This window comes from Kineococcus aurantiacus (assembly GCF_013409345.1).
In the GTDB taxonomy this organism is placed as follows: Bacteria; Actinomycetota; Actinomycetes; order Actinomycetales; family Kineococcaceae; genus Kineococcus; species Kineococcus aurantiacus.
Genome location: NZ_JACCBB010000001.1, coordinates 3,341,158 through 3,365,336 on the forward strand (window position 1 = coordinate 3,341,158; position 24,179 = coordinate 3,365,336).

23 protein-coding genes and 1 tRNA gene are annotated in these 24,179 nt (G+C 75.3%); 8 read left to right on the forward strand and 16 right to left on the reverse strand.

The annotated features are described in order from the left end of the window. Positions 1-10: 10 nt before the first annotated feature. From BJ968_RS16140 to BJ968_RS16150, 3 genes are read left to right on the forward strand one after another with little or no spacing between them, the layout of a single operon-like run. Entirely contained in the window at positions 11-1,396 is a 1,386-nt protein-coding gene (locus tag BJ968_RS16140) for a cytosine permease (RefSeq protein WP_179753539.1), read from the forward strand. Then, the gene (locus BJ968_RS16145) at positions 1,393-2,883 is read left to right on the forward strand and encodes an amidase family protein (RefSeq protein WP_218885103.1); all 1,491 of its coding nucleotides are present in this window, start codon (positions 1,393-1,395) and stop codon (positions 2,881-2,883) included. The genes BJ968_RS16140 and BJ968_RS16145 overlap by 4 nt, the downstream gene beginning before the upstream one ends. Then, positions 2,880-3,932: a formamidase gene (locus tag BJ968_RS16150; RefSeq protein ID WP_179753541.1), complete on the forward strand. Its 1,053-nt coding sequence runs from the start codon at positions 2,880-2,882 to the stop codon at positions 3,930-3,932. The genes BJ968_RS16145 and BJ968_RS16150 overlap by 4 nt, the downstream gene beginning before the upstream one ends. Positions 3,933-3,971: 39 nt before the next feature. Here the strand turns inward: BJ968_RS16150 and BJ968_RS16155 are convergent, their stop codons facing one another. The 7 genes from BJ968_RS16155 to BJ968_RS16185 all read right to left on the reverse strand — a co-directional run bounded on the left by BJ968_RS16155 (position 3,972) and on the right by BJ968_RS16185 (position 11,445). Then, a complete protein-coding gene (locus BJ968_RS16155; protein ID WP_179753543.1) occupies positions 3,972-4,649 on the reverse strand; it encodes an urease accessory protein UreD in 678 nt (225 codons plus the stop codon). Beyond that, a complete protein-coding gene (gene ureG, locus BJ968_RS16160) occupies positions 4,646-5,368 on the reverse strand; it encodes an urease accessory protein UreG (RefSeq protein ID WP_179753545.1) in 723 nt (240 codons plus the stop codon). The genes BJ968_RS16155 and ureG overlap by 4 nt, the downstream gene beginning before the upstream one ends. Next, positions 5,361-6,050 carry an urease accessory protein UreF gene (locus tag BJ968_RS16165; protein WP_179753548.1) on the reverse strand — a complete coding sequence of 230 codons (690 nt, stop codon included), beginning with the start codon at positions 6,048-6,050 and terminating at the stop codon, positions 5,361-5,363. The genes ureG and BJ968_RS16165 overlap by 8 nt, the downstream gene beginning before the upstream one ends. Further along, complete coding sequence (locus BJ968_RS16170; RefSeq protein WP_179753550.1) at positions 6,050-7,750, reverse strand: urease subunit alpha; 1,701 nt, start codon at positions 7,748-7,750, stop codon at positions 6,050-6,052. Before BJ968_RS16170 ends, BJ968_RS16165 begins: the two co-directional genes overlap by 1 nt. Beyond that, positions 7,743-8,402 (reverse strand): urease subunit gamma, encoded by a 660-nt coding sequence (locus BJ968_RS16175; protein ID WP_179753552.1) that lies wholly within the window; start codon positions 8,400-8,402, stop codon positions 7,743-7,745. The genes BJ968_RS16170 and BJ968_RS16175 overlap by 8 nt, the downstream gene beginning before the upstream one ends. A 51-nt stretch (positions 8,403-8,453) precedes the next feature. Continuing rightward, positions 8,454-10,139, reverse strand: a complete 1,686-nt coding sequence (locus tag BJ968_RS16180) for a purine-cytosine permease family protein (RefSeq protein WP_179753554.1) — start codon at positions 10,137-10,139, stop codon at positions 8,454-8,456. 181 nt (positions 10,140-10,320) lie between these two features. Beyond that, positions 10,321-11,445, reverse strand: a complete 1,125-nt coding sequence (locus tag BJ968_RS16185) for a substrate-binding domain-containing protein (RefSeq protein WP_179753556.1) — start codon at positions 11,443-11,445, stop codon at positions 10,321-10,323. Between the two features lie 33 nt (positions 11,446-11,478). Here BJ968_RS16185 and BJ968_RS24850 point away from each other — a divergent pair, with 33 nt between their 5' ends. After that, positions 11,479-11,850, forward strand: coding sequence for a MarR family transcriptional regulator (locus BJ968_RS24850; RefSeq protein ID WP_179753558.1), 372 nt, complete (start codon positions 11,479-11,481; stop codon positions 11,848-11,850). A 33-nt stretch (positions 11,851-11,883) separates the two neighbouring features. On the opposite strand, the gene pcaC is transcribed toward BJ968_RS24850, so the two are convergent. From pcaC to BJ968_RS16220, 6 genes are all read right to left on the reverse strand, one after another. Further along, a complete protein-coding gene (gene pcaC / locus BJ968_RS16195) occupies positions 11,884-12,261 on the reverse strand; it encodes a 4-carboxymuconolactone decarboxylase (RefSeq protein WP_179753560.1) in 378 nt (125 codons plus the stop codon). Next, positions 12,258-12,980 (reverse strand): alpha/beta fold hydrolase, encoded by a 723-nt coding sequence (locus BJ968_RS16200; RefSeq protein WP_179753562.1) that lies wholly within the window; start codon positions 12,978-12,980, stop codon positions 12,258-12,260. The genes pcaC and BJ968_RS16200 overlap by 4 nt, the downstream gene beginning before the upstream one ends. Then, positions 12,977-13,954 (reverse strand): lyase family protein, encoded by a 978-nt coding sequence (locus BJ968_RS16205; RefSeq protein ID WP_179753564.1) that lies wholly within the window; start codon positions 13,952-13,954, stop codon positions 12,977-12,979. The genes BJ968_RS16200 and BJ968_RS16205 overlap by 4 nt, the downstream gene beginning before the upstream one ends. Further along, entirely contained in the window at positions 13,951-14,532 is a 582-nt protein-coding gene (gene pcaG / locus BJ968_RS16210) for a protocatechuate 3,4-dioxygenase subunit alpha (RefSeq protein WP_218885104.1), read from the reverse strand. Before pcaG ends, BJ968_RS16205 begins: the two co-directional genes overlap by 4 nt. Then, positions 14,529-15,257: a protocatechuate 3,4-dioxygenase subunit beta gene (gene pcaH, locus BJ968_RS16215; protein WP_425491577.1), complete on the reverse strand. Its 729-nt coding sequence runs from the start codon at positions 15,255-15,257 to the stop codon at positions 14,529-14,531. Before pcaH ends, pcaG begins: the two co-directional genes overlap by 4 nt. A gap of 77 nt (positions 15,258-15,334) precedes the next feature. Further along, positions 15,335-16,549 (reverse strand): 4-hydroxybenzoate 3-monooxygenase, encoded by a 1,215-nt coding sequence (locus BJ968_RS16220; RefSeq protein WP_179753566.1) that lies wholly within the window; start codon positions 16,547-16,549, stop codon positions 15,335-15,337. A 72-nt stretch (positions 16,550-16,621) separates the two neighbouring features. On the opposite strand from BJ968_RS16220, the gene BJ968_RS16225 reads away from it, so the two are divergent. After that, positions 16,622-17,380, forward strand: coding sequence for an IclR family transcriptional regulator domain-containing protein (locus BJ968_RS16225; RefSeq protein WP_179753568.1), 759 nt, complete (start codon positions 16,622-16,624; stop codon positions 17,378-17,380). Between the two features lie 13 nt (positions 17,381-17,393). On the opposite strand, the gene BJ968_RS16230 is transcribed toward BJ968_RS16225, so the two are convergent. Further along, positions 17,394-18,275 carry a shikimate dehydrogenase gene (locus BJ968_RS16230; protein ID WP_179753570.1) on the reverse strand — a complete coding sequence of 294 codons (882 nt, stop codon included), beginning with the start codon at positions 18,273-18,275 and terminating at the stop codon, positions 17,394-17,396. Positions 18,276-18,414: 139 nt separating this feature from the next. Here BJ968_RS16230 and BJ968_RS16235 point away from each other — a divergent pair, with 139 nt between their 5' ends. From BJ968_RS16235 to BJ968_RS16245, 3 genes are all read left to right on the forward strand, one after another. Continuing rightward, positions 18,415-19,041 (forward strand): TetR/AcrR family transcriptional regulator, encoded by a 627-nt coding sequence (locus BJ968_RS16235; RefSeq protein ID WP_179753572.1) that lies wholly within the window; start codon positions 18,415-18,417, stop codon positions 19,039-19,041. Positions 19,042-19,190: 149 nt separating this feature from the next. Beyond that, a complete protein-coding gene (locus BJ968_RS16240) occupies positions 19,191-20,540 on the forward strand; it encodes an MFS transporter (RefSeq protein ID WP_179753573.1) in 1,350 nt (449 codons plus the stop codon). After that, positions 20,537-21,349, forward strand: a complete 813-nt coding sequence (locus BJ968_RS16245; protein ID WP_218885106.1) for an N-acyl homoserine lactonase family protein — start codon at positions 20,537-20,539, stop codon at positions 21,347-21,349. The genes BJ968_RS16240 and BJ968_RS16245 overlap by 4 nt, the downstream gene beginning before the upstream one ends. Positions 21,350-21,410: 61 nt before the next feature. Here BJ968_RS16245 and BJ968_RS16250 read toward each other — a convergent pair. Next, positions 21,411-21,483, reverse strand: a tRNA-Thr gene (locus BJ968_RS16250). A gap of 102 nt (positions 21,484-21,585) precedes the next feature. After that, entirely contained in the window at positions 21,586-24,096 is a 2,511-nt protein-coding gene (locus tag BJ968_RS16255; RefSeq protein WP_179753575.1) for an FAD-binding protein, read from the reverse strand. Positions 24,097-24,179 lie beyond the last annotated feature (83 nt).

Below are 24,179 nucleotides of genomic sequence, written 5' to 3' on the forward strand. Positions count from 1 at the left end.
GGAACCGACCGTGAGCACCAGCACCCGCGACGGCGTCGCCGTCGAGCACCACGGCCTCGAGTCCGAGTTCGAGCACGAACCCGTTCCCGCGTCCCGCCGACGATCCCTGGGGTCGGTCTCGGCCGTCTGGTTCGGCTTCCCCATGATCATCACCAACGCCATCTTCGGCGGGACCATCGTCTACGGCCTGGGTTTCTGGCGCGGCATGGCCGCGATCGTCGCCGGCAACGTGGTGCTGTTCGCCTACGTCGGCGCGCTCAGCCACATCGCCGGGCGCACGGGCAAGAACTTCGCCCTCACCGCCGCCGAGACGTTCGGGCGCAAGGGGGCCCCGATCGCCGCCGGGTTCCTGTCCACGGTGGTCATCGGCTGGTTCGCCTTCCAGACCGGCCTGACCGGCGCCACGCTGAACGGTTCCCTGGGCTGGAACGAACCCCTGATGATCGCGATCGCCGGGGTGCTCTACATCGCCATCACCTTCGTCGGCATCCGGGCCCTGACGATCATCGGCCTGGTGGCCGCGCCGCTGTTCGTCGTCCTGGCCGTCGTCGCGCTCGTCTTCGCCGCCCGCGACGGCGGGCTGTCCGGCATCACGTCCTACCAGGGTGGCGCCCCCGACGCGGGCGTGCTCAGCGTGGGTGCGGCCATCACGATCGTTGTGGCCGGGTTCGCCGACTCGGGGACCATGACCGCCGACTTCACCCGCTGGTCGCGCACCGGCCGCGAGGCCGTCCTGGCCACCTTCACCGCCTTCCCGCTGGCGAACGTCATCTCCCTGCTGGTCGGGGGCCTGATCGTGGCCGCCGGTGCGGCCGCCGCCCCCGCCGCCAACGGCGGTGACTTCCTGCCGATCCTCACCTCCCACGGCTGGGTCCTGTCGGCCCTCGCGGTGGTGTTCGTCTTCATCAACCTGGGTTCGGTCTGCACGCACTGCCTCTACAACGGCGCCGTGGGCTGGAGCCAGCTGACCGGTGGCCGGATGCGGGTGCTGACCCTCGTCCTGGGCGGCATCGGGCTGGTGGCGGCCCTGGCCGGGGTGTGGAGCCACTTCGCGGCCTGGCTGAACCTGCTGGGCATCTTCGTGCCCCCGATCGGCGCGGTGCTCATCCTCGACCAGCTCGTCCTGCGGCGTTCCGCCCGCCGCCCGCTGACCGCCTTCCGGGCCCGGCCCTTCATCGCCTGGGCGATCGGTGCGCTCGGCGCGGCGCTGGTCCACTACCGGGCCCCGCAGCTGTCCGAGGCCCTCGCGGGCATCGTCGTCGGTGCCCTGGCCTACCTGCTGCTGGACCTGCTCACCGGGCAGCGGGAACTGCGCGGCGCTCCCGAGGGCGCCCAGCTCGTCAGCCCCCGCACCCCGGACACCACGGTGGGCACCACGGCGAAGGACCCCTCGTGAGCGGGCCCACCACCGCCCTCGATGACCTCACCCGGCTGCCCGCCACCGAGCTGGCCCGCCTGGTCCGCGACCGCGACGTCTCCGCCGCCGAGGTCACCGAGGCCGCGCTGAGCCGGGTCGAGGCGCTGGACGGCACGCTGCACGCCTTCGTGGAGCTGACCGCCGACGCCGCACGGGCCCGGGCCGCGGCCCTCGACGCCCTCCTCGCCCGCGGCGAGGAGGTCGGCCCGCTGGCCGGGGTCCCGCTGGCCGTCAAGGACCTCATCGCCACCAAGGGGGTCCGCAACCGCAACGGTTCACCGGCCTACCTCGACTTCGTCCCCGACGAGGACGACATCGTCGTCGAGCGGGCCCGGGCGGCCGGTGCCGTCCTGCTGGGGCAGACCACCGTCCCGGAGTTCGGCTACAGCGCCGTCGGGCACAGCCCCGTCAGCCCCACCGCGCGCAACCCGTGGAACCCCGACCTGACCCCCGGGGGTTCCAGCGCCGGCTCGGCCGTCGCGGTCGCCACCGGGATGGCGCCGCTGGCGTTCGGCAGCGACGGCGGCGGTTCCATCCGCATCCCCGCCGCCCACTGCGGGATCTACGGGGTCAAGGCCTCGATGGGGCGGGTGCCGCTCTACCCGGGGACCCGCGACGAGCGCTACCCGGGCATCTCCAGCTGGGAGAACCTCGAGCACGTCGGGCCGCTGACGCGCACCGTCGCCGACGCCGCCCTGCTGCTGTCGGTCGTCGCCGGCCCCGACCCCCGCGACCGGCACTCCATCCCCTGCCTCGACGTGGACTGGACGGCGGCCGCCGCCGCCGGTGCCGCCGGGGACCTGGCGGGCCTGCGGGTGGCCTACAGCCCCGACCTGGGGCACCTGGCCGTCGACCCCCGGGTGCGGGAGGTCGTCGAGCGCGCCGTGGGCGTCTTCACCGACCTGGGCGCCCACGTCGAGGAGGCCGACCCCGGTCTCGGCGACCTCGGCGAGGCGTTCTGGACGATGGTCGCCGCCGAGACCGACCTGCGCGGCATGCGCGCCCTGGCGCAGCGGCACCCCGACACGTCCCCGCACCTGCGGGACCTGCTGGACCGCCCGTGGACGGCGGAGGACTTCACCGACGCCCTGGTCACGCGCAAACGGGTCGTCAACCGGATGTGGCGGTTCATGGCCGGCTACGACCTGCTGATCACCCCGACCCTGGCCGTGCCTCCCTTCGGGCTGGGCGTGCAGGGACCCACGGAGATCGACGGGCGCGCGGTCGCCGACAACGCCTGGCTGGGTTTCGTGAACCCGATGAACATGACCGGGCAACCCGCCGCCAGCGTCCCCGCGGGGTTCACCGCCGACGGGCTGCCCGTCGGCCTCCAGGTCGTCGGCCCGCACCTGGGCGACGCGGCCGTGCTGCGCGCCTCGGCGGCCTTCGAGGCCGCGGCCCCGTGGGCGCAGCACTGGCCCGCCCTCGCCGCGCGCGCCGCCGAACCGACGGGAGCGACGGCGTGACGGGCCTCGACGGGCTGAACCCCTCGCCCGGGGCCCTCGTGGTGGGGATGGTGCAGGCCCGCATCCCCGTCATCGCCCGACCCGCCGACCTGCAGGCCCAGGCCGACCGCCTGGCCGACCTGCTGCGGCGGGCCAAGCGGGGGATGCCCACGCTGGACCTCGTCGTCTTCCCCGAGTACAGCCTCAACGGCCTGGACCCGCAGACCTTCCTCGACGACACCCTGCTGGTCGACCGGGACGGTCCCGAGGTGACGACCCTGCTCACGGCGTGCGCCGAGGCGGGGGTGTGGGGGTGCTTCTCCCTCATGGAGCGCAACCCCGGTGGTGCGCCCTGGAACTCCGGCGTCGTCGTCGACGACACCGGCACCGTGCAGCTGTACTACCGCAAGCTGCACCCCTGGGTCCCGATGGAACCCTGGCAGCCGGGCGACCTGGGGATCCCCGTCTGCGACGGGCCCGCCGGGTCGAAGCTGGCCCTGATCATCTGCCACGACGGGATGCTGCCCGAGGTGGCCCGCGAGGCCGCCTACCGCGGGGCCAACGTCATCCTGCGCACCGCCGGGTACACCCACCCCATCGCGCAGTCGTGGCGGATCACCAACCAGTCCAACGCCTTCCACAACCTCGCCTACACCGTCTCGGTCTGCATGGCCGGGCCGGACCCGAACGGGGTGTGGTCCCAGGGGGCGGCGATGGTCTGCGACGTCGACGGCACGGTCCTGGTCGAGGGGGACGCGACCCCCGACCGGCTGGTCACCGCCGAGGTGGTGCCCTCCCGCGCCGACGACGCCCGCCGCGGCTGGGGGGTGGAGAACAACGTCTACCAGCTCGGTCACCGCGGGTACGTCGCCGTCGAGGGCGGCGCCCGCGACAACCCCTACACCTGGGTCGCCGACCTGGCGGCCGGCTCCTACCGGGTGCCGTGGGAGGACGAGGTCGTGCACGTCGACGGCACCCGCGCCGGCTGGCCCGCCCCCGAGCAGGTCCGCGCCCGCGCCCAGCCCGGCGGGAGCGCCGCACCGGCTCCCACGGGGCCCAGCGGCGGCTGACCGCCCACCAGACCGCCCACCACCCCGCCGCGTCGGCGGTCAGCCGACGCGGCGCACCAGGCTCCCGGGGCCCTCCAGCTGGAGCGCCCCGGGGGCCTCGACGCGTTCCCCCAGCACCAGCAGCGTCTCCACGCGCCGGTGGCCGCCGAGGACGGCGGGGGAGCGGCGCACCCGCCGGTCGCGCAGGTCCAGGTCCTCGGCCAGCAGGGGCCGCCCGTCCCGGCGCGCGCGGGTGCGCAGCACGACGGCGCCGCCGGTCTCGCCGCTGCGACCCAGCACGAGCGTCTCGCGGAGCCGGGCGACCGCGCCGGGGGCGAGGTCGACGTGGGTGTCGCGCTCGACGTGGGCGCCGTCGGCGACGACGAGGGGTTCGGCGTCCCAGCGCACCCGGGCCCCGGCGCCCAGGTGCAGGCGAGTGGTCCAGCGCGCGGGCGGTCCGCCGCGACCGTCGTAGGCGACGGTGGCGGCGACCTCCACGAGGTCGAGGGTGCAGCCGGGCCCGACGTGCACCTCCACCGCGACCCGGTCTCCGGCCAGCAGCAGCGCCCGGGCCCCGACCAGCGCGACGCGCACGGCGCGCCCGTCGGGGCTGCGGGTGAGCAGCTTCGGTGCGAACGCCCCGGTCCGCAGGTCCAGCCCGTCGGCGCCGACGCCGACGCGGGTGACGTCGTCCGCCCCCGGGGGCGCGGCGGTGCGGCGGGGGGTGGTGAGGTTCACGCGTGGCTGTGCACGGTCCCGTCGGCGTGGGAGTGCGGGGCCATCGGCCCCGGGTCGACCGGTTCGTGGCCGCCGGCGCGGAACTGCTCCAGCACCCCCAGCAGCCAGCCGGTGAGGTGGTCGATCGAGTGCCGGTCGGTGCGGGACAGGGCGATGACGGGACGGCCGTCGCGGGCGGCGGAGGCGTCGGCGTGCATCCGCTCCACGTCGACCCCCACGTGCGGGGCGAGGTCGGTCTTGTTGACCACCAGCAGGTCGGCGCGCGCGATCCCGGGGCCGCCCTTGCGGGCCACGTCCCCGCCACCGGCGACGTCGAGGACGAAGATCTGCGCGTCGACCAGGGCGGGGGAGAACGTCGCGGTGAGGTTGTCCCCGCCGGACTCCACGAGCACCACGTCCAGCGGCGCGAAGTCGGCTTCGAGGTCCTCCACGGCCAGCAGGTTCGCGGTGACGTCGTCGCGGATGGCGGTGTGCGGGCAGGCGCCGGTCTCCACCGCGCGGATCCGCTCGGGGTCCAGGACCCCGGCCGAGCGCAGGAACCGGGCGTCCTCGTCGGTGTAGATGTCGTTGGTGACGACCCCCAGGCGCAGCCGGCCGGACAGTTCCCGGCAGAGCAGCGCGATGAGGGAGCTCTTGCCGGTGCCGACGGGCCCGGCGACGCCGAGGCGGAACGAGCGGGTGGTCGGGGCGTTCTGGGGGTCCAGCGGTTTCTCAGGCATGGAACAACCTCATCGGGGTGGTGGTGTGCAGGAGGGAGAACTCTTCGGTCAGGGGCGCCCCGGGGGCGGGGACGTCGTCGGGGTCGGTCAGGTGGGCCAGGTCGGCGACCAGCCCCTCACCGGCCCGGTGGGCGGCCACCGTCCAGGCGACGGTGTCCACGGGGTCGGTGGGCAGCAGCTTCAGGGCGGCGGCGCCCACGGTGGCGGCGTCGTCGTGGACGCACAACCGGACCAGGCGGGCGGCGTCCAGCCCGGCGACGGCGGCCAGCGCCCCCAGCACCAGGGGGCGCGGTGGCGTGCGCCCCAGCGCGGCCCACACCGGGTGCGGCCAGACCCGCCCGGCCATCCGCAGGTACCCCCGGCCCAGGGTGCGCGACGCCGCGCGCAGCGGCGGGCTGGGGGTGCGTGCGGCCCAGGCGTCCTCGACCGGTCCCGGGGGCAGGCCGGCCAGGACGTGGTGGCGGGCCACGACGGCGGTGCCGGCCTCGACGGCCACCACGGTGCGCAGCCGCCCGTGCAGGAACTCCGGCACGTCGGCCAGGGCCAGGCCGCCGTGGGCGACGGCCGGTTCCAGACCGGCGGACTGCGTGTGCGCGCCCACCGGCAGCCGGGCGTCGGCCAGCAGCGCCAGCAGCAGGTCCGGGTCGGGTGCCGGGTCGGGGGTGGGTCCGGGTCCGGTCATCAGAACAGCTGGTAGCGCTGGGCCAGCGGCAGTTCGGTGGCCGGGGCGGGGACGACGAGGTCGCCGTCGATCGTGATGGCGAAGGTCTCGGGGTCGACCTCGATGCGGGGCAGGGCGTCGTTGTGGACCATCTGCGCCTTCCCGACGCCGCGGGTGTCGCGCACCGGTTCCAGCCGGCGCCGCAGCCCGAGCCGGTCCGCCAGGCCGTCGGCGATCGCGGCGGGGGAGACGAAGGAGACCGAGACGTCCGCGCCGACGGGGTGCGTGAGCGCCGGGCGCAGCAGCACCGGCTGCGGGGTGGGGATGGAGGCGTTGGGGTCCCCCAGCGCGCCGAGGACGAGGGCACCGCCCTTGAGCACCACCGACGGCCGCACGCCGAAGAACGCCGGTTCCCACAGCACCAGGTCGGCCATCTTGCCGACCTCGACCGAACCCAGCAGGTGGTCGACGCCGTGGGCGACCGCCGGGTTGATCGTGTACTTGGCGACGTACCGCTTGGCGCGCTCGTTGTCGGCCGGACCGGACCCCAGCGCCCCGCGGCGGGCCTTCATGACGTGCGCGACCTGCCAGGTGCGGGTGATGACCTCCCCGATCCGGCCCATGGCCTGCGCGTCCGAGCTCGTGATGGACAGCGCCCCCAGGTCGTGCAGGACGTCCTCGGCGGCGATCGTCGTGGCCCGGATGCGGGACTCGGCGAAGGCGAGGTCCTCGGGGACCGCCGGGTTGAGGTGGTGGCAGACGATGAGCATGTCGAGGTGCTCGGGGACGGTGTTCACCGTGTGCGGCAGCGTCGGGTTCGTCGAGCCGGGGACGACGTTGGGGTGCGAGGCGAGGGTGATGATGTCGGGGGCGTGGCCGCCGCCGGCGCCCTCGGTGTGGAAGGCGTGGATCGAGCGCCCGGCGATGGCGGCGATCGTGGAGTCGACGTACCCGGCCTCGTTGAGGGAGTCGGAGTGCAGCGCGACCTGCAGGCCGAACTCCTCCGCCGCGCGCAGCGCCGCGTCGATCGCGGCGGGCGTGGACCCCCAGTCCTCGTGGACCTTGTACCCGGCCGCACCGGCCAGCGCCTGCTCGGCCAGGCCCTGCGCGCTGACGGTGTTGCCCTTGCCCAGCAGCAGGACGTTGACGGGCAGGTCGTCCAGGGCGCGGTGGACGTGGGCCAGGTGCCAGGCGCCGGGGGTGACGGTCGTGGCCTTCGTGCCCTCGCTGGGGCCGGTGCCGCCCCCGGCGATCGTGGTGATCCCGGCGGCGAGGGCCTCGTGGACCTGCGAGGGGGAGATGAGGTGGACGTGGGTGTCGATGCCGCCGGCGGTGAGGATGCGGCCCTCGCCGGAGACGACGTCGGTGGACGGGCCGATGCGCAGGGCGGGGTGGACGCCGTCGGCGACGTCGGGGTTCCCGGCGCGGCCGATGCCGCACACCACGCCGTCGCGCAGGCCGACGTCGGCGCGGTAGATCCCGGTGTGGTCCAGCACGACCGCGTTGGTGATGACGGTGTCGGGCGCGCCCTGGGCCCGGGTCGTGGTGCCCTGGGCCATGGACTCGCGGATGGACTTCCCGCCGCCGAAGACGGCCTCCTCCCCGCCGGCGGTGAGGTCGGCCTCGACCTCGATCCACAGGTCGGTGTCGCCCAGGCGGACCTGGTCGCCCGTGGTGGGCCCGTAGAGCGCGGCGTAGGCGGCGCGGTCGAGCTCAGCCATCGAGGGCACCTCCTTCCCCGAGGTGGGAGCGGTCGGTCCGCAGGCCCGGGACGCGGCGCTCCCCGCGCAGGGCGACGGCCGCCACGGTGCGGGCCACGCCGGGTTCGAAGCGCACGGAGGTGCCCGAGGGCACGTCGAGGCGGAAGCCGTGGGCGGCGGCCCGGTCGAAGCGCAGGGCGGGGTTGGCGTCGGGCAGGTGCAGGTGGGACCCGATCTGCACGGGGCGGTCGCCGGTGTTCTCCACGTGCAGCTCCAGGCGCTCGGCCGCGGTGCGGTCGGCGTTCAGGACGATCGTGCCGGGGCGGACGCGGACCGCTCCGGGACCCTCCTCGTGCCCGGGCCCCGTGGGGCCCTGGACGGGGTGGTGCAGGGTGACGAGCTTGCGGCCGTCGGGGAACGTGGCCTCGACCTGCACGTCGTGCAGCATCTCCGCCACGCCGGGCATGACCTGGTCGCGGGTCAGGACGTGCCGGCCGGCCTCCATGAGGTCGGTGACGAGGGCGCCCTCGCGGGCGCGCTCGACCACCCAGGTGGACAGCAGGGCGACGGCTTCGGGGTGGTTGAGGCGCACGCCGCGCTGCAGGCGGTCGCGGGCGACCATGCCCGCGACCGCCAGGAGCAGCTTCTCGGTGTCGGCCGGACTGATGTTCACGGAGCGGACGGTAACCCTTCGGGAGCGGTGCCGGGTACGGGGTGCGTGCGCTCAGCGGGGAGCGGGGACGGTCCCCGCGGGGGCGGGGGGCAGGACGTGGTCGCCGAGCTTGTCGGTGCTCAGGCACAGCGAGCAGACGACGTCGTCGTGGGTGAGGCAGGCGGTGACGTCGGGGCGCTCGTAGTCCTGCCGGCACACGTGGCAGGTGAGGACCGTCCCCGAGGGGTTGCCGTCGGCGTCGTACATCGGCTCGGTGAGGCCGTCGTCGGTGCGGCGCAGGTAGTAGCGGCCCCGGGTGGCCAGCGCGAGGACCGGCGGGCAGACGACCGCCAGGACGATGGCGACCACGGGGGAGTAGGGCTGCAGGCCGTCGCCGAGACCGCCGAAGAACACGACGATGGACAGGCCCGCCGACAGCAGCACCGAGACGAACCCGACGGGGTTCACCGGGTACAGCATGCCGCGGCGGAACTCCGCCACCGTCGGGGAGATCTTCAGGACCCCCTTGTTGACGACGATGTCGGTGGCCACGGTGATGACCCAGGCCATGGCGCAGTTGGCGTAGAACCCCAGGATGGTGTTGAGGAAGTCGAACATGTTGGCCTCCATCAGCGTCAGCGCGATGACGAGGTTCACGACGACGAAGACGATGCGGCCGGGGTAGCGCTTGGTGACGCGGGTGAAGGAGTTCGTCCAGGCCAGGGAGCCGGAGTAGGCGTTGGTGACGTTGATCTTGATCTGGCTGATGACGACGAGGACGACGGCGAGGGTCATGGCCAGCCAGCCCGGCACCATCTCCTCGTACACCCCGAGGAACTGGTGCACCGGCTCGTTCGCGGTGGCGGCGGCCTGCGGGTCCAGGGAGGCGATGAGGTAGACGGCCAGGAACAGCCCGACGGCCTGCTTGAGGGCGCCGAACACGACCCAGCCCGGCCCGGCCAGGACGACCGCGGTCCACCAGCGCCGGGAGTTCTCCGCGGTGCGCGGGGGCATGAACCGCAGGTAGTCGATCTGCTCGGCGATCTGGGCCATGAGCGACAGGCACACCCCGGCGGCCAGCAGCACCGACGCGGTGCTCACCGAGGCCCCCGAGCCGTCGGCGCCGGTGTAGGAGAAGAACTCCCCGACCGAGTCGGGGTGGGTGGCGACGAGGTAGACGAAGGGGATGACCATGAGGACCAGCCACAGCGGGGTGGTCCAGACCTGCAGCTTGGACAGGGCCTTCATCCCGAAGACGACCAGCGGGATGACGATGAGGGTGGACACGGCGTAGCCGATCCAGCGCGGGACGCCCAGGCCCAGTTCCAGGCCCTGGGCCATGATGGACCCCTCGAGGGCGAAGAAGATGAAGGTGAACGTCGCGAAGATGACGTTCGTCAGCACCGACCCGTAGTACCCGAACCCCGAACCGCGGGTGATGAGGTCGAGGTCGATGTTGTAGCGGGCGGCGTAGTAGGCCAGCGGGAAACCGCTGACGAAGATGACGACCGCGGCCACCGCGATGCCCAGCAGGGCGTTGGTGGTGCCGTGGGCGATGCCGATGTTGGCGCCGATGGAGAAGTCGGCGAGGTAGGCGATGCCGCCGAGCGCGGAGGTGGCGACCACGGCGGGGGTCCAGCGGCGGTAGCTGCGGGGGGCGAACCGCAGCGTGTAGTCCTCCAGCGTCTCGGAGGTGGCGGTGTTGACGTGGTGGGTCCCCGCCGCGGTGGGTGGGGCGCCCTCGGTGTTGTGGGTCATCACGGGCCTCCGGCGGCCGGGGTCGGATCGCTTCCAGGTGGAAGCGATCCGACGCTAGGGGGCCGTTCGGGTCACGGTCAATCACCGAGCGCTTCGAGATCCGTTGCGGTGCAGTTGGTCCGGAAAGTTGACCTGGTGGAAAAGCCGGTGAAACACCGGTGTAACACGGTGGGGCGCGGCCTCAGCGCCGGCCGGAGACCTCGGCGAGCACCTCGAACTCCAGCCCGACGGCCGCGGCCACGTGCACCCGGTGCCCGGCCCGGCCGCGGCGCAACCGCACCGCGCCGTGCGGGGTGTCCCACGTCCAGCCCGCGCGGGCGCGGCCCAGGTCCGCGGGCGACGGGGGGACGCGGCGGCCCAGGTCGGCCAGCAGCGTCAGCGCGAGGTAGGTGCTCTCGGCCATCGTGCCCGGGGACGGGGTGGCCAGCCCCGGCGCGTCGTCCACGACCCGGTCGAAGCTGCGCGCGAAGCCCGCGCTGAACTCCAGCGCCGACGCCGAGCCCAGCGTGGCGAACCAGCCCGCGGAGGCGAACAACCCGCGGGTGGCCTCCGGCCCGCTGGCCAGCAGCATGGTCTCGTCCATGAACGGGCTGAACCGCACCAGTCCCTCGTCCAGGCCCGCGGCGGCGAACTCGCGGTTGAAGCGCACCCCGTCGGCCCCCGCGAGCAGCATGAGGACGCCGTCGACCCCGCCGGCCCCGCCCGGACCGCCCCGACCGTCCGCCACGGCCCCCACCTGCTCCAGCAGCCGCGCCCACGCGTCCTCGTCCTGGCAGCCCAGCGGCACCCAGTGCTGCCCGACGAGCTCGATCCCGTCGCGGCGCAGCGCGCGGTGCGCACCGGCCGCGGTGGCCCGGGGCCAGACGTAGTCGTCGCCCACGACGACCCACCGCCGCCAGCCGAACTGCTCGCGCAGGAAACCCAGCGCCGCCACGACCTGCTCACCGGGCAGTTCCCCGGTGCACAGCACCCCGTCGTGCTCCTCGCCGCCCTCGTAGGCCGTGGCGTAGACGTAGGGGACCCGGCCGGCCAGGACCGGGGCGACGGCGGTGCGCACGCTGGACAGGTGCCAGCCCACGACCGCGTCGACCTCCCCGCGCCGCACCGCCTGGTCCAGGACCCGGGCCACCCGGGCGGGTTCGTCCCCGGCGTCGACGTCGACCAGTTCCAGGGGCCGGCCCGCGACCCCGCCGCGGTCGTTGACCTCCTCGGCCCCCAGGTGGGCGGCCGCGCGGCAGGCCGGCCCGAACATCCCGGCCGGCCCGCGGCGGGGGACCGCCAGGGCGACGCGGAAACCTTCTGGCATGCTCGCCAGGGTCCCACGAACCAGGAGGTCCGCGTGTCTGCTCCCGTCCCGGCGGTTCCGGCGGCCCCGGCCCCCGGGGTGAGCGTCGGGCTGCTCGACCGCCTGCGGGCCGCGGCCCTGCTGCAGAGCGCCGTGGCCGAGGCCCTGCGGGACGGCGACCTCACCCCCGACCGCTGGCGCTGCCTGGCCCAGGTGGCCCGGCAGCCGGGGGCGTCGATGAGCGACCTGGTCGAGACCCTGGTGATGGCACCGGCGACGGCGAGCCGGGCCGTGGACGGCCTCGTGGACCAGGGGCTGGTGTACCGCGGCCTGGACCCCGCCGACCGGCGCCGGGTGGTCCTGCGCGCCTCCGCGGAGGGGCGGCGGCTGCTGGCCGCCCTGGAGGAGCGCCTCGCGGGCCTGTGACGCCGGCGGGCCGGTAGGCGGCCCGGGGCGCCGCTAGAGCGTCTCGCCGAGGTCCGTCAGCACCTGCGCCGCGATGCGGAACGCGTTGTTCGCGTCCGGCACCCCGCAGTACACGGCCGACTGCAGGATCGTCTCCTTGATCTCCTCCACGGTGACGCCGTTGGTCCGCGCCGCGCGCACGTGCATCGCGAACTCCTCGTGGTGCCCGCGCGCGATGAGCGCCGTCAGGGTGATCAGGGAGCGGGACCGGCGGTCCAGACCCGGCCGGGTCCAGACCGCGCCCCACGCGTTCTCGGTGATGTACCGCTGGAAGTCGGCGGTGAACCCCGTCGTGGCCGCGACCGCGCGGTCCACGTGGGCGTCCCCGAGGACCTCCCGGCGCACGGCCATCCCGTCCTCGTACTCGCTCACGCGACCTCCCGTGCCAGTTCCCGGATGATGCGGGCCACCTCGTGCGGGTCCTCGGCCGGCGCCTGGTGGGCGACGTCCGGCAGGACCTCCAGCCGTCCGTGCCGGACGCCGTCGGCGATCTCGCGCAGCGACTCCGGCGGGCAGACGGGGTCGTGGGCGCCGGCGACGGCCACCACGGGGCGGGTGACCTCCCCGAGCCGGTCCCGGACGTCGAACGCCGCCAGCGCTCCGCAGACCGCCGTGTACCCCTCGGTGCCGGTGTCGCGCAGGGCGTGCAGGAGCGCGGCGCCGCGCTCGGGTTCGCGCTCGAGGAAGCCGGGGGCGAACCAGCGGGTCGCGGTGGCCGCGACGAGGGAGGCGGTGCCCGAGCGGCGGACCTGCTCGGTGCGCTCGGCCCACGACTGCGCGGTGCCGATGCGGGCACCGGTGCAGCACAGGACGGCGCCGAGGACGCGCTCGGGGTGGTCCAGCAGGAGCTGCAGGCCGACCTGGCCGCCGACGGAGTCCCCGGCGTAGAGGAAGAGCCCCTCGACGGCGTCGGCGACGCGCCGCGCGAGGTCGGCCACGGTGAGGCCGGCGGGGACGGGGCCCCGGTCGCCGCCGTGGCCGGGCAGTTCCCAGGTGACGACGTCGAACTCGCCCTCCAGGAGCCGGGCGACCGGCCCCCAGCAGGTGGTGGCCGTGGTGCCCAGGGACGGGCCCAGGACGAGGGTGGTCACGCGTCTCCTCCTCGGAGTCGTTCGGCGGCGGCCAGGTTGGCGGCGACGCGGTCGGGGTGCACGCGCAGGCCGGCGAGCAGGTCCGCGGTCTGCGCGGTGGCCACGACGGTGCGCCGGGCCAGCAGCCGCAGGGTGTCCCACTCGGCGTGCCAGGCCCCGTCGGCGCGTTCGTCGACCTGGTCGGCCGCCGCGGAGTGCAGGGCCGCGCCCAGGTGCGGGGTGACGATCGCCGCGGACCGCACGAGCGTCGACAGCGCCGGGTTCGCCTTGTGCGGCATCGACGACGACCCGCCGCCGGACCCCTCGGACAGTTCCCCGACCTCCGGGCGCGACAGCGTCAGCACGTCGCGGGCCACGTGCCCGCAGGCGTCGACGGCCGCGACGAGGGCGTCGCCGGCGCGCGTGACGGGCCGGCGGTGGGTGTGCCAGGACGGGCCGTCGGCCAGGTCCAGCCGCGCGGCGAGGTCCCGGCGGTCCGACCGGGTGCCCACGGGCCCGCCGCACTGCACGGGGAAGGTGAGCGCGCCCAGTTCGGCCGACGCGGTCCCCAGGCCGGTGCGCCAGCTGCCGAACCGGTGCGCGAGGGTCACGGGCAGGGCCCACTGGGTGAGCGTGCGGGCGATCGCGGGCCGCTGCCCGTGGGCGGCGGTGAGCGCGTCCGCGGCGGCCACCGCGCGGTCCAGGTGCCCGCGCACCTGCCGCACCGCCTCGCGCAGCAGCAGCACCAGGGCCGTGTCGAGCACGTCCTGGCTCGTCAGGCCCGTGTGCACGTCGACGCCCGGGTTGGCGCGCGCCAGCGCCCAGACCAGGGGGATGACGGGGTTCCCCCCGGCCTCGACGTCCAGGGCGTCGCCGGGGTCGGTGAGGTCGGTGCCCGCCCAGGCGGACTCGACGGCCACCAGGGCCGCCCGCAGGGCGCTCCCGCTGAACGTCGCACCCGCCCGGTGGTCCCCGGGGCGGAACAGCTCGCTCACGACGCCCGGTCGCCGGGGACGGTCTCGCCGGGGACGGTGAGGAACACCGTCTCGTCGGGGCCCTGCAGGTGCACGTCGAACCGGTAGCCGTCGGGGTCGGCGGCGGCGACGAGGGTCGCGCGGCGCTCGCCGGCCGCGCGCAGCAGGGCGTCGCCGTCCTGCCCGTCCGGCAGGGGCAGGTAGGCGCGCGTGGTGAGCCGGTGCAGCAGCCCGCGCGCGAACACGGCGAGGGCGAAGAACGGCAGGCCGCCGTCCACGCCGCCGGGGGTCAGCGTCGTGAACGAGTAGCGGCCCGTGCGGTCGGTGGCGCAGCGGCCGAAACCGGTGAACGTGTACCCGTCGCGGTGCAGCGACCCGGCCGCCTGCACGACGCGCCCGGCGGGGTCGGCCTGCCAGACCTCCACGACCGCGTCGGGGACGGGGACGCCGAGCCCGTCGAGGACGGTGCCGTGCAACCGGACCGCGCCGGCCGTGCCGTGGGGGACGAGGGCGCTGTCGCCGTCGTAGGGCAGGGCGTAGTGGAAGAACGGGCCGACGGTCTGGCCCGGGGTGGGGGCCAGGCGCTGGTCGGTGCTCACAGGTCCCCCTCCGTGTCGTCCTCGGTGGGGGTGCGGTGGGAACCGGTCAGGACGATGTCCCAGCGGTACCCCGTGGCCCACTCGTGGGTGGTGAGGTCGTGGTCGTAGGTCGCGACGAGCCGTTCGCGGGCGGCCGGGTCGACGATCGACTGGTAGATCGGGTCGAGGGCGAACAGCGGGTCGCCCGGGAAGTACATCTGGGTGACCAGTCGCTGGGTGAACTCGGTGCCGAACACCGAGAAGTGGATGTGCGCCGGCCGCCAGGCGGTGTGGTGGTTCCGCCACGGGTAGGGCCCGGGTTTGATGGTCGTGAACCGGTAGACGCCGTCGGCGTCGGTGAGGGTCCGGCCCATGCCGGTGAAGTTCGGGTCCAGGGGCGCGGGGTGCTGGTCGCGCTGGTGGACGTAGCGGCCCCCGGCGTTGGCCTGCCAGATCTCGACGAGCTGGTGGCGCACGGGCCGCCCCTCGCCGTCCAGGACGCGGCCGGTGACGACCATCCGCTCGCCGAGGGGTTCCCCGCCGCGCTGGATGGTGAGGTCGGACTCCAGCGGGTCGACGTCGCGCTGGCCGAACGCGGGGGCCCACAGCTCGACGCCCTCGGGGTCGACCTGCTGCGGGTCCTTGGTGGGGTGGCGCAGCAGGGTCGAGCGGTACGGCGGGTAGTCGCGGCGCGGCTGGTGCTCCGGTTCGCCGGTGACGGCCCACTTCCGGGAGATCTCGTCCATCTCGCCGGACAGGACGCTCTGGAGCTCCAGACCGGTGTCCGGGTGGCGGTCCGCGCCCGTGGTCGTGGTCGCGGGCGTCATCGTGTCGGCCATCCCGTGTAGCCCTCCGCGAGGTAGGTGGACCCGGCCTCGGAGGAGACCAGGGAGTTCAGCTCGCCGAGCTGCCGCAGCTCGTCGAAGTCGCCGCCCGGCGCCCCCGGGGCGCGGTGCAGCAGCGTCGTCAGCCAGTACGAGAAGTGCTGGGCCTTCCAGACGCGCGCCAGGGCGCGGTCGGCGTACTCGTCGAGGAGGTCGAGGTCCTCCTTCCGCAGGGCGCGTTCGAGGACCTCGGCCAGGACCCGCACGTCGGCCAGGGCCAGGTTCAGGCCCTTGGCGCCGGTGGGGGGCACGGTGTGCGCGGCGTCGCCGGCCAGCACGAGGCGGCCGTGGCGCACCGGGGTCTGGACGAAGCTGCGGAACGGCAGGACCGAGCGGTCCAGGACCGGGCCCTCGGCGAGGGAGAAACCGTCCTCGCCGGCGACCCGGGACTGCAGCTCGTCCCAGATGCGGTCGTCGGACCAGTCGTCGGGGTTCTCGGCCGGGTCGCACTGGAAGTACATGCGCTGCACCGAGTCGGTGCGCTGGCTGATGAGGGCGAAACCCCGGTCGGACCGGGTGTAGACGAGTTCGGGAGCGCTCTTGGGGGCCTCGCAGAGGATGCCGAACCAGGCGAAGGGGTACTCGCGGGTGTACCGGGTGTTCCCGGCCACGAGGTTCCGGCACGCGCTGCGGGACCCGTCGGCCCCCACGACGACCTCGGCGGTGACCTCGTGCGGGGAACCGTCGGCGTCGGTGTACGTCACGCGCGGCGACGTCTCGACGTCGTGCACCTGCACGTCCGCGACCCCGTACCGCAGGTCCCCGCCGTCGCGGGTCCGGGCCCGGTGCAGGTCGGTGAACACCTCGGTCTGCGGGTACAGCCACACCGAGGCGCCCACGAGGCGCTCGAAGTCGACGTGGTGGGAGCGGCCGCCGAAGCGCAGGAAGATCCCGCCGTGCCGGTCGCCCTCGGTGAGGACCCGCTGGCCGCCGCCGTCGTAGACGCCGGTCTCGGTGAGCAGCCGGACGCTGTCGGGTTCGAGGATGCCCGCGCGGTGCGTCGTCTCGATCTCGTGGACCGTGCGGCGGTCCAGCACCACGGTGTCGATGCCCGCGCGGTGCAGCAGGTGGGAGGTCAGGAGCCCGGCGGGGCCACCACCGACCACGACGACGCGCGTGCGGTGGGTCGCCGGTGGCGGGGACGTCGTCGTCATGGTCCGACCGTAGGAGCCGCGGCCGCGGCCGGGCCAGCCGGGCGTGCCACTCAGTGGCATACGCTGAGCGGCGTGGCCGGCCGATCCGCCCCGGGCGCCTCGCTCGTGGACCGCACCGTCGACGTGCTGGGCGCCTTCGACGGCGAGCACCGCGCGCTGCGGCTGGGGGAACTGGCCGCCCGCGCCGGGCTGACCCCGTCGACGACGCTGCGGATCGCGCGGCGGCTCGTCGCCGGGGGCCTGCTCCAGCGGCGGCCCGACGGCGCGTACGTCGTGGGCCGGCGGCTGTGGGACCTCGGGCTGCTCGCCCCCGTGCAGACCGACCTGCGCGACGTCGCCTCGCCCTTCCTGCAGGACCTGCAGGCCGCGACCCGCGCGACGGTCCACCTCGCCCAGCGCGACGGCGACCGGGTCCTCTACCTGGACCGGCTGCAGGGCTCCACGTCGGTGCCGGTGGTCAGCCGGGTCGGGGGGCGGCTGCCCCTGCACACCACGGGCGTCGGGAAGGTCCTGCTCGCCCACGCCCCCGAGGACGTGCAGCGGCGGGTGCTGCGGGAGCTGACGCGCGTGACGCCGTACAGCATCACCTCGCCCGCGCTGCTGGACCGGCAGCTGGCGCAGGTCCGGCGCGACGGGTTCGCCAGCACCGCGGGGGAGATGGACGTCGGCAACGCCTCCGTCGCGGTGCCGGTCCGCGGCCCGGACGGGCAGGTCGTCGCCGCCCTGGGCCTGGTCGTCCCCGCCCTGGGCCGGGACCGGCCCCGGCTCGTGGCCGCCCTGACGGTCGCCGCCGCGGGGGTCTCGCGGGCGTTGCGCGGCGCGGCGCGCTGAGCGCGCCCGCGGGTCAGGGCGTCCGGCTGCCGGTGTCGCCGACCAGTTCCGCGAAGTGGGCCAGCACCCGGCCGGCGTCGGGTTCGGCGCCGGTGAACAGCCGGAAGGCGTCGACGGCCTGGAACACCGCCATCCCGCCGCCGTCGAGCACCCGGTGCCCCGCGGCCCGCGCGCGGCGCACGAGCTCGGTCTCCAGGGGGCGGTAGACGACGTCCGCCACCCAGGCCCGCGGCGGCAGCAGGTCCACGTCGAAGGGGGCGCCGGGGTGGGCGGCCATCCCGACGGGCGTGCTGTTCACGACGCCGTCCGCGCCGGCCAGCAGCCCCGGCAGGTCGGCCAGGGCCGCGGGGCGCGTCGAGCCCGCCCCGGTGCCGGCCCGGGCGGCGGCCAGGTCCCGCGCGCGGGCGGGGTCGGCGTCGACGACGACGAGGTCGCGGACCCCCAGGGTGAGCAGGGCGTGGGCGACGGCGGAACCGGCCCCGCCGGCGCCGACGAGGACGACCCGGCCGAGGTCGGCGTCGGGCAGCCCGCGGTCGAAGGAGCGGGCGAACCCCGACCAGTCGGTGTTGTGCCCGACGGCCCGCCCGTCGCGCAGGACGACGGTGTTGACCGCGCCGAGCGCCCGGGCGTCGGGGCTGAGGGCGTCCAGGTGCGGCAGGACGAGCTGCTTGCAGGGGTGGGTGACGTTGAGGCCGTCGAAACCGGCGAGCCGGGCGGCGTGCAGCACCTCGCCGACCTGGTCCGCGCGCAGGCCCAGGGCGTCGAGGTCGAGGCGGCGGTAGAGGTAGCGCAGGCCGAGGGCGTCGGCCTCGCGCTCGTGCATCGCGGGGCTCAGCGACGGGCCGATGCCCGTGCCGACCAGACCCACGAGCCAGGACCGGGAAGAGGGGGCCACGGCGCTCTCCAGCTCATCGTCAGCTCAGCTTTGTACCAACCGGTTACCACGCCAGGAGAACACACGACCGCGTCGTCCGCCAAGGTCCGCGCGCTGGTTAGGGTGGGGCCGGGCGACGGTGGGCGGGAGGGGGACGACGATGACGGTGGTCCGCACGCGCGACCCCGAGGGGACCCGCGCCGAGATCCTCGACGTGGCCACCGCGGAGTTCTCCGAGCAGGGTTTCGCCGGCGCCCGCGTCGACGAGATCGCGGCCGGGACGCGCACCACGAAGCGGATGATCTACTACTACTTCGGCGGCAAGGAGGGGCTGTACGTCGCGGTCCTCGAACGCGCCTACAGCCGCATCCGCGACCTGGAGCGGGAGCTCGACGTCGAGCACCTGCCGCCGGTGGAGGCGTTGCGGCGCCTGGCGGAACTGACCTTCGACCACCACGAGGCGCACCCGGAGTTCATCCGCCTGGTGAGCATCGAGAACATCCACCGCGCGCAGTTCCTGCGGCGCTCCAACCTGCCCGGCCTGGCCGGCAACCGCCTCGAGGTGCTGGAGACCATCCTGTCGCGCGGGCGCGCCGAGGGGTTGTTCCGCGAGGACGTCTCGGCCCTGGACGTCCACCAGGCCATCAGCGCCCAGTGCGTGTTCCGCACGGCCAACCAGCACACCTTCGGGGCGCTGTTCGGCCGGGACACCCTGGACCCGGCCCGGCGCGAGCACGACCGCCGGCTGCTCGGCGACATGGTCGTGGCCCTGCTCACCCACCGCTGACCCGGTGGCGCTTGACACGCGGCGGCGCACGTCCCACCCTCAGTACGTACTGGTTCGTACATAGCGGTCCGTCCCCAGTGGTCGTGAACAGAGGTCCGTACACAGAGGTCCGCCCCGCAGCCTGCGACGGTGCACGCGAAGGAGCACACGTGAACCCCCACCCCCACCCCCCGGCCGGGAACCTCCGGGCCAACCCGCGCAAGGCGGCGCTGGCCGGCTGGATCGGCTCGGCGCTGGAGTACTACGACTTCTTCATCTACGGCACCGCCGCGGCGCTCGTGTTCGGGAAGGTGTTCTTCCCCGCCTCCAACCCCGCCGCCGGCACCCTGCTGGCCCTCACGACGTTCGGCGTCGGGTACCTGGCGCGACCCGTCGGCGCCCTCGTCCTCGGCCACGTCGGGGACCGGTGGGGCCGCAAGAAGGTCCTCGTGGCGACCGTGCTGCTCATGGGCGCGGCGACGTTCCTCGTCGGGTGCCTGCCCTCCTACGCCAGCGCCGGCGTCCTCGCCCCCGTCCTGCTCGTCGTGCTGCGGCTGGCGCAGGGGTTCTCCGCCGGCGGTGAGCAGGCCGGCGCCAACGCCATGACCCTCGAGCACGCCCCGGACGACCGGCGGGCGTTCTTCACCAGCTTCACCCTGGGCGGCACCCAGGCCGGTCAGATCCTCGCGACGGCGGTCTTCCTGCCCGTCGCCGCGATGCCCGAGGAGCAGCTCCTGAACTGGGGGTGGCGGCTGCCGTTCTGGCTCAGCGCGATCGTCGTCGTGGCGGCCTTCTTCATCCGCCGCACGCTCGAGGAGACCCCGGTGTTCGAGCGCGAGGTGGCCGACGACACCGTCGTCCGGCTGCCGCTGGCCGAACTCCTCGCCGGGCACTGGCGCTCGGTCCTGCGCGTCGTCCTGGCCGCGGTCATCGCCTCGGTCAGCACGATCTTCACGGTCTACGCGCTGTCCTACGCGGTGAACACCGTGGGGCTGGAACGGGCCCCGATGCTGTGGGTCGGCGTCCTGTCCAACGTCCTCGCGGTCGCCTCGATCCCCCTGTGGGGCAAGCTGTCGGACCGCATCGGCCGCAAACCCGTCTTCGTGGGCGGCAGCCTGGGGTGCGCCGTCCTCATGCCCCTGTACCTGTGGTCCATCTCCACCGGGCAGTGGGCGCTCATCTTCGGCGTGGGCCTGGTGATGTTCGGCGTCGTGCACAGCGCCACCAGCGGCACCTGGCCGGCGTTCTACGGCGAGATGTTCCCGGCCCGCGTCCGGCTGTCCGGCACGGCGGTGGGGACCCAGATCGGTTTCGCCGTGGCCGGTTTCGCCCCCAGCATCGCCGGGGCCGTCGCCGGCGACGGGATCGACGCCTGGCGCGGGACGGCGCTGGTGGTGGCCGGTTTCTGCCTCGTGAACGTCGTGGCCGTGCTCAGCGGCCGGGAGACCCACCGCGTGCCCACGGCGGAACTGGGGGAGGCGCGGCGCGCCCGGGCCGAGGGGTCCGGGAGCCGGGTGTGATCCCGGCCGCGCTGCGCCCGCGCGCCGTGGGGACGTGGACGGTGAGCCTGGTCCACTACGCCGACCGCGACGGCGTGCGCGGTCAGCACTTCGCCGACCACGACGAGCACGCCGGTGAACCGCACCCCACCGCGTACTTCTGCTGGCTGCTCGTGGGCGCCGCGGAGGTCGTGCTCGTCGACGCCGGGATCTCCCCGGGACGGGCGGCCGCCGCGCCGGGCCTGCGCTACCGGGGCTCCCCCGTGGCGCTGCTGGCCGACGCCGGGGTGGGCGCGGACGACGTCGACCGCTGCGTCCTGACCCACCTGCACTACGACCACACCGGCTGCGTCCGGGAACTGCCGCGGGCCCGGCTCGTCGTCCAGCGGGCCGAGCTGGACTACTGGACCGGACCGGTGGCGCAGCGCATCCGCCGCGAGCACTGGCTGCGCACACCCGCCGACGTCGAGCACGTCGCGCGGGCCGTCGCGGCCGGCCGGGGGACCGCCCTCGACGGCGACGCCGACCTCGCCGCGGGCCTGAGCGTCCACCTCGTCGGCGGCCACACCGCCGGGACGCAGGTCGTGCGGGTCGTGACCGCCGCCGGGCCCCTCGTCGTCGCCTCCGACGCCAGCCACTTCTACGAGAACCTCGAAGCCGACCGGCCCGGCCCGCTGCTGCACACGACGGGTCTGGTCCACGCCGCCTACGACCGGGTGCGGGAGCTGTCCGCCGGGGGGCCGGGTTTCCTGCCCGGGCACGACCCCGGGGTGCTGCACCGGTTCCCCGCGCTGCCGGGCTCGGCCGGGGCCGTCGTCCGCGTCGCCTGACCGGCCCCGGGCGCGGACCCGGCGTCCTGCGGGACCGGGCGGCGGCCACCGGGAGGCGCAGAGCCCCAGGCCGGAGTCGAACCGGCGACCATCCGCTTACAAGGCGGGCGCTCTGGCCTCTGAGCTACTGGGGCGTGGCCCCGCAGTCTGCCACAGCGCCCCTGCGGCGAACCCCGGATCGCGACGCCACCGGCGGGCGGTCCCCGCCGCCCGGCAGCGGGGACCGCGGGGCCGGTTCAGCCCCGCCGGACCGGCCGCTGCCCGCGGGGAGCGTGCAGCGCCTCGTAGGCGTCCCAGTCGACGGCCGGGTGCGCCAGGCCGCGCCGCTGCAGGTACCGGTCCGCCGTCCCCCGCGCCCGCCGGGCGAAGGCGAGCACGCCCAGGGGCGAGGTGGGGAACTTCGGGGCCAGCCGCCGCGGCGTGAACCGCCACCCGTCCGCGGTGGGCTGCACCGCACCCCACGCCCCGGTGACGCGCTGGTTCCACAGCTGCTCGTCGTGGGAGTGCGCCAGCAGCGTCGCCGGACCCGCCACGACGGCCTCCCGCTCGGGGACGTCGAGCAGGAACCCCTCCCCGGAGCCGGGCCCGTCGAGCAGGCCGACGCGCGCCGAGCGCGGGGACCCGTCCGCCGCGGCCCAGGACAGCACCGCGGTGCGGTGGCGCTCGCGGGCCAGGACGCGCTGCAGCCGCTCGTCGACCGTGCCGCCCCGCCGCCGGCGCGGCACCTCCAGCAGCGACCCCAGCGGCGACCCGTCACCGCCCGGGGCCGGTCGCAGCTCGACGTCCTCGGGGACCACCGTGATGACCAGGCGCAGGTAGTACCAGCCCATCAGGGCGCGCGTGGCGCGGCGGCTGCCGCCGGCCCCGGCGGGCTGGCGCTCGAACAGGCGCCGCCAGTAGTCCTCCAGACCGCGCGGGTCGGCGTGGACGACGTCGGGGCAGGTCGCCCGGCCCCGCACGAGGACCTGCGGGGCGTCGGGACGCGCCGAGCCGGTGGGGTCGGAGAACAGCAGGCTGACCCGCGCGTCGCGCCGGACGTTGAAGGCCTTGACGGGCAGGCCGATCGAGGTCGTGACGGTCAGGTGCCCGGTGACGGGGTCGGGGAACGCCACCACGGGCCACGCGACAGGGGTCCCGTCCCGGCCGAGGGTGGCCATCTCGGCGGTGAGGAAGGCGTCCGCCGCCGCGAAGGACCCCGGCGTCCACGGCGCGGGCAGACCGGCGCCGGAGGTGGTGCCGGACACGGCGCTGGAGGCGGTGCTGGACACGGCGCTGGAGGCGGTGCGCGCGGGGGTCCCGGCGGGGGTGACCGGGTGGGCGGTGACGACCGCGGCGCCGGCGTCGTAGCGCTCCTTCAGCTGCTGCAACCGTTCCCACGCCTGCGGCGTGAACGCCCGGGACGTCTCGCCCGGCTCCTCGGTGAAGTTGGGGTAGGTGGCGCCGTCGGACCACGGCGCGACCGCCTCCAGCAGGCGGGTGGCGCTGTCCCAGCCGGCCCGGTGCCCGTCCTCGTCGAGCGCGAGCGACCCGCCGAAGACGAGGAAGGCGCCCTTCAGGTGCGACAGGGCCGCCGTCGGGGACGGTTCGGCCAGCCGGCCGCCGAGCTGGCGCACCTCCGCGCCCAGCAGCGCGGTGCCCGAGCCCGGCCCGGCGGCGTCCAGGAACGCGCGCGCCGCCTCGGCGGGGAACTCCCGGACCAGCACCGAGCGGCTCACGACGGGCGTGGGGCCCTCGGGGTCCATGTGCAGCCGGGTCAGGGAGGCCACCGGGACGTCGGCGAAGGTGTCCATCTCCGGGCCGAGGGCGCGCAGCGGGGCCAGGACCTGCTCCGCGTGCCCGGCCCCGCCGAGCACGGCGCCGTCGACGAGCACGAGGTGCCGGCCGCGGAACACCTCCGGCACCGAGGGCAGCGGCGGCATCCGCAGCAGCCGGAAGGAGGTGGTGACCTCCACGGGGGCGTCGGCGGCCCACGCGGCCCACGCCGGCAGCACCTCCTCCACCCGGGCGGCGTCCCACACGAGCATCCCCGCGCACGCGGTGCTGAAGCGGTGGGCGCGCAGGGTCAGGCGGGTGACGATGCCGAAGCCGCCACCGCCGCGCAGCGCCCACAGCAGGTCCGCGTCCTCGCCCGGGCCCTCCCCGGCGCGCACCACCGACCCGTCGGGCAGGACCACCTCGGCCGACAGCACGCTGTGCGCGGCCATGCCCAGCGCCCGGGCGTACCAGCCGATGCCACCGCCCAGGCAGTAGCCGACCACCCCCACGTCGGGGGAGGAGCCGTGCAGCACGGCCAGGCCGTGCGCGGCGGCCGCGGTGACGGCCTCGTCCCACAGCGTCCCGGCGCCCACGGTGACGGTCAGCCCGTCGGGGTCGACCTCCACGCCGGTCAGCGCGGAGGTGCGCAGCAGCACGGCGTCGCCGAGGTCCTGCACCGCCGCGGCGCAGTGCCCGGTGCCCTGCGGCGCGACCCGCAGGCCCAGGGCGGTGGCTGCCCGCACCACCGCGGCGACCTCGGCGGTCGAGGCGGGGTGGACGACGGCGGCGGGCCGCTGGTCGACGGCGCTGTTCCAGGGGCGGCGCGCGTCGTCGTAGCTGGCGTCCCCGGGCAGGTGCACGGCCCCGGCGCACAGCTCGCGCAGGCTCTCCAGCCCCGGCCGGGCGGGCGGGACGGGGACGGCGGGGATCCCGGTGGTGGTCTCGGGGGTGGTCCCGGTGGTGCTCTCGACGGTGGTGGTCGTGGTGGTCACGGCGGGGCTCCTGGGTGAGTGGTCCGGTGGGTGACCACCACGCTGTCGCCGGGTCGTTGCAGGTTGCTTGTGGATCCGTTGCA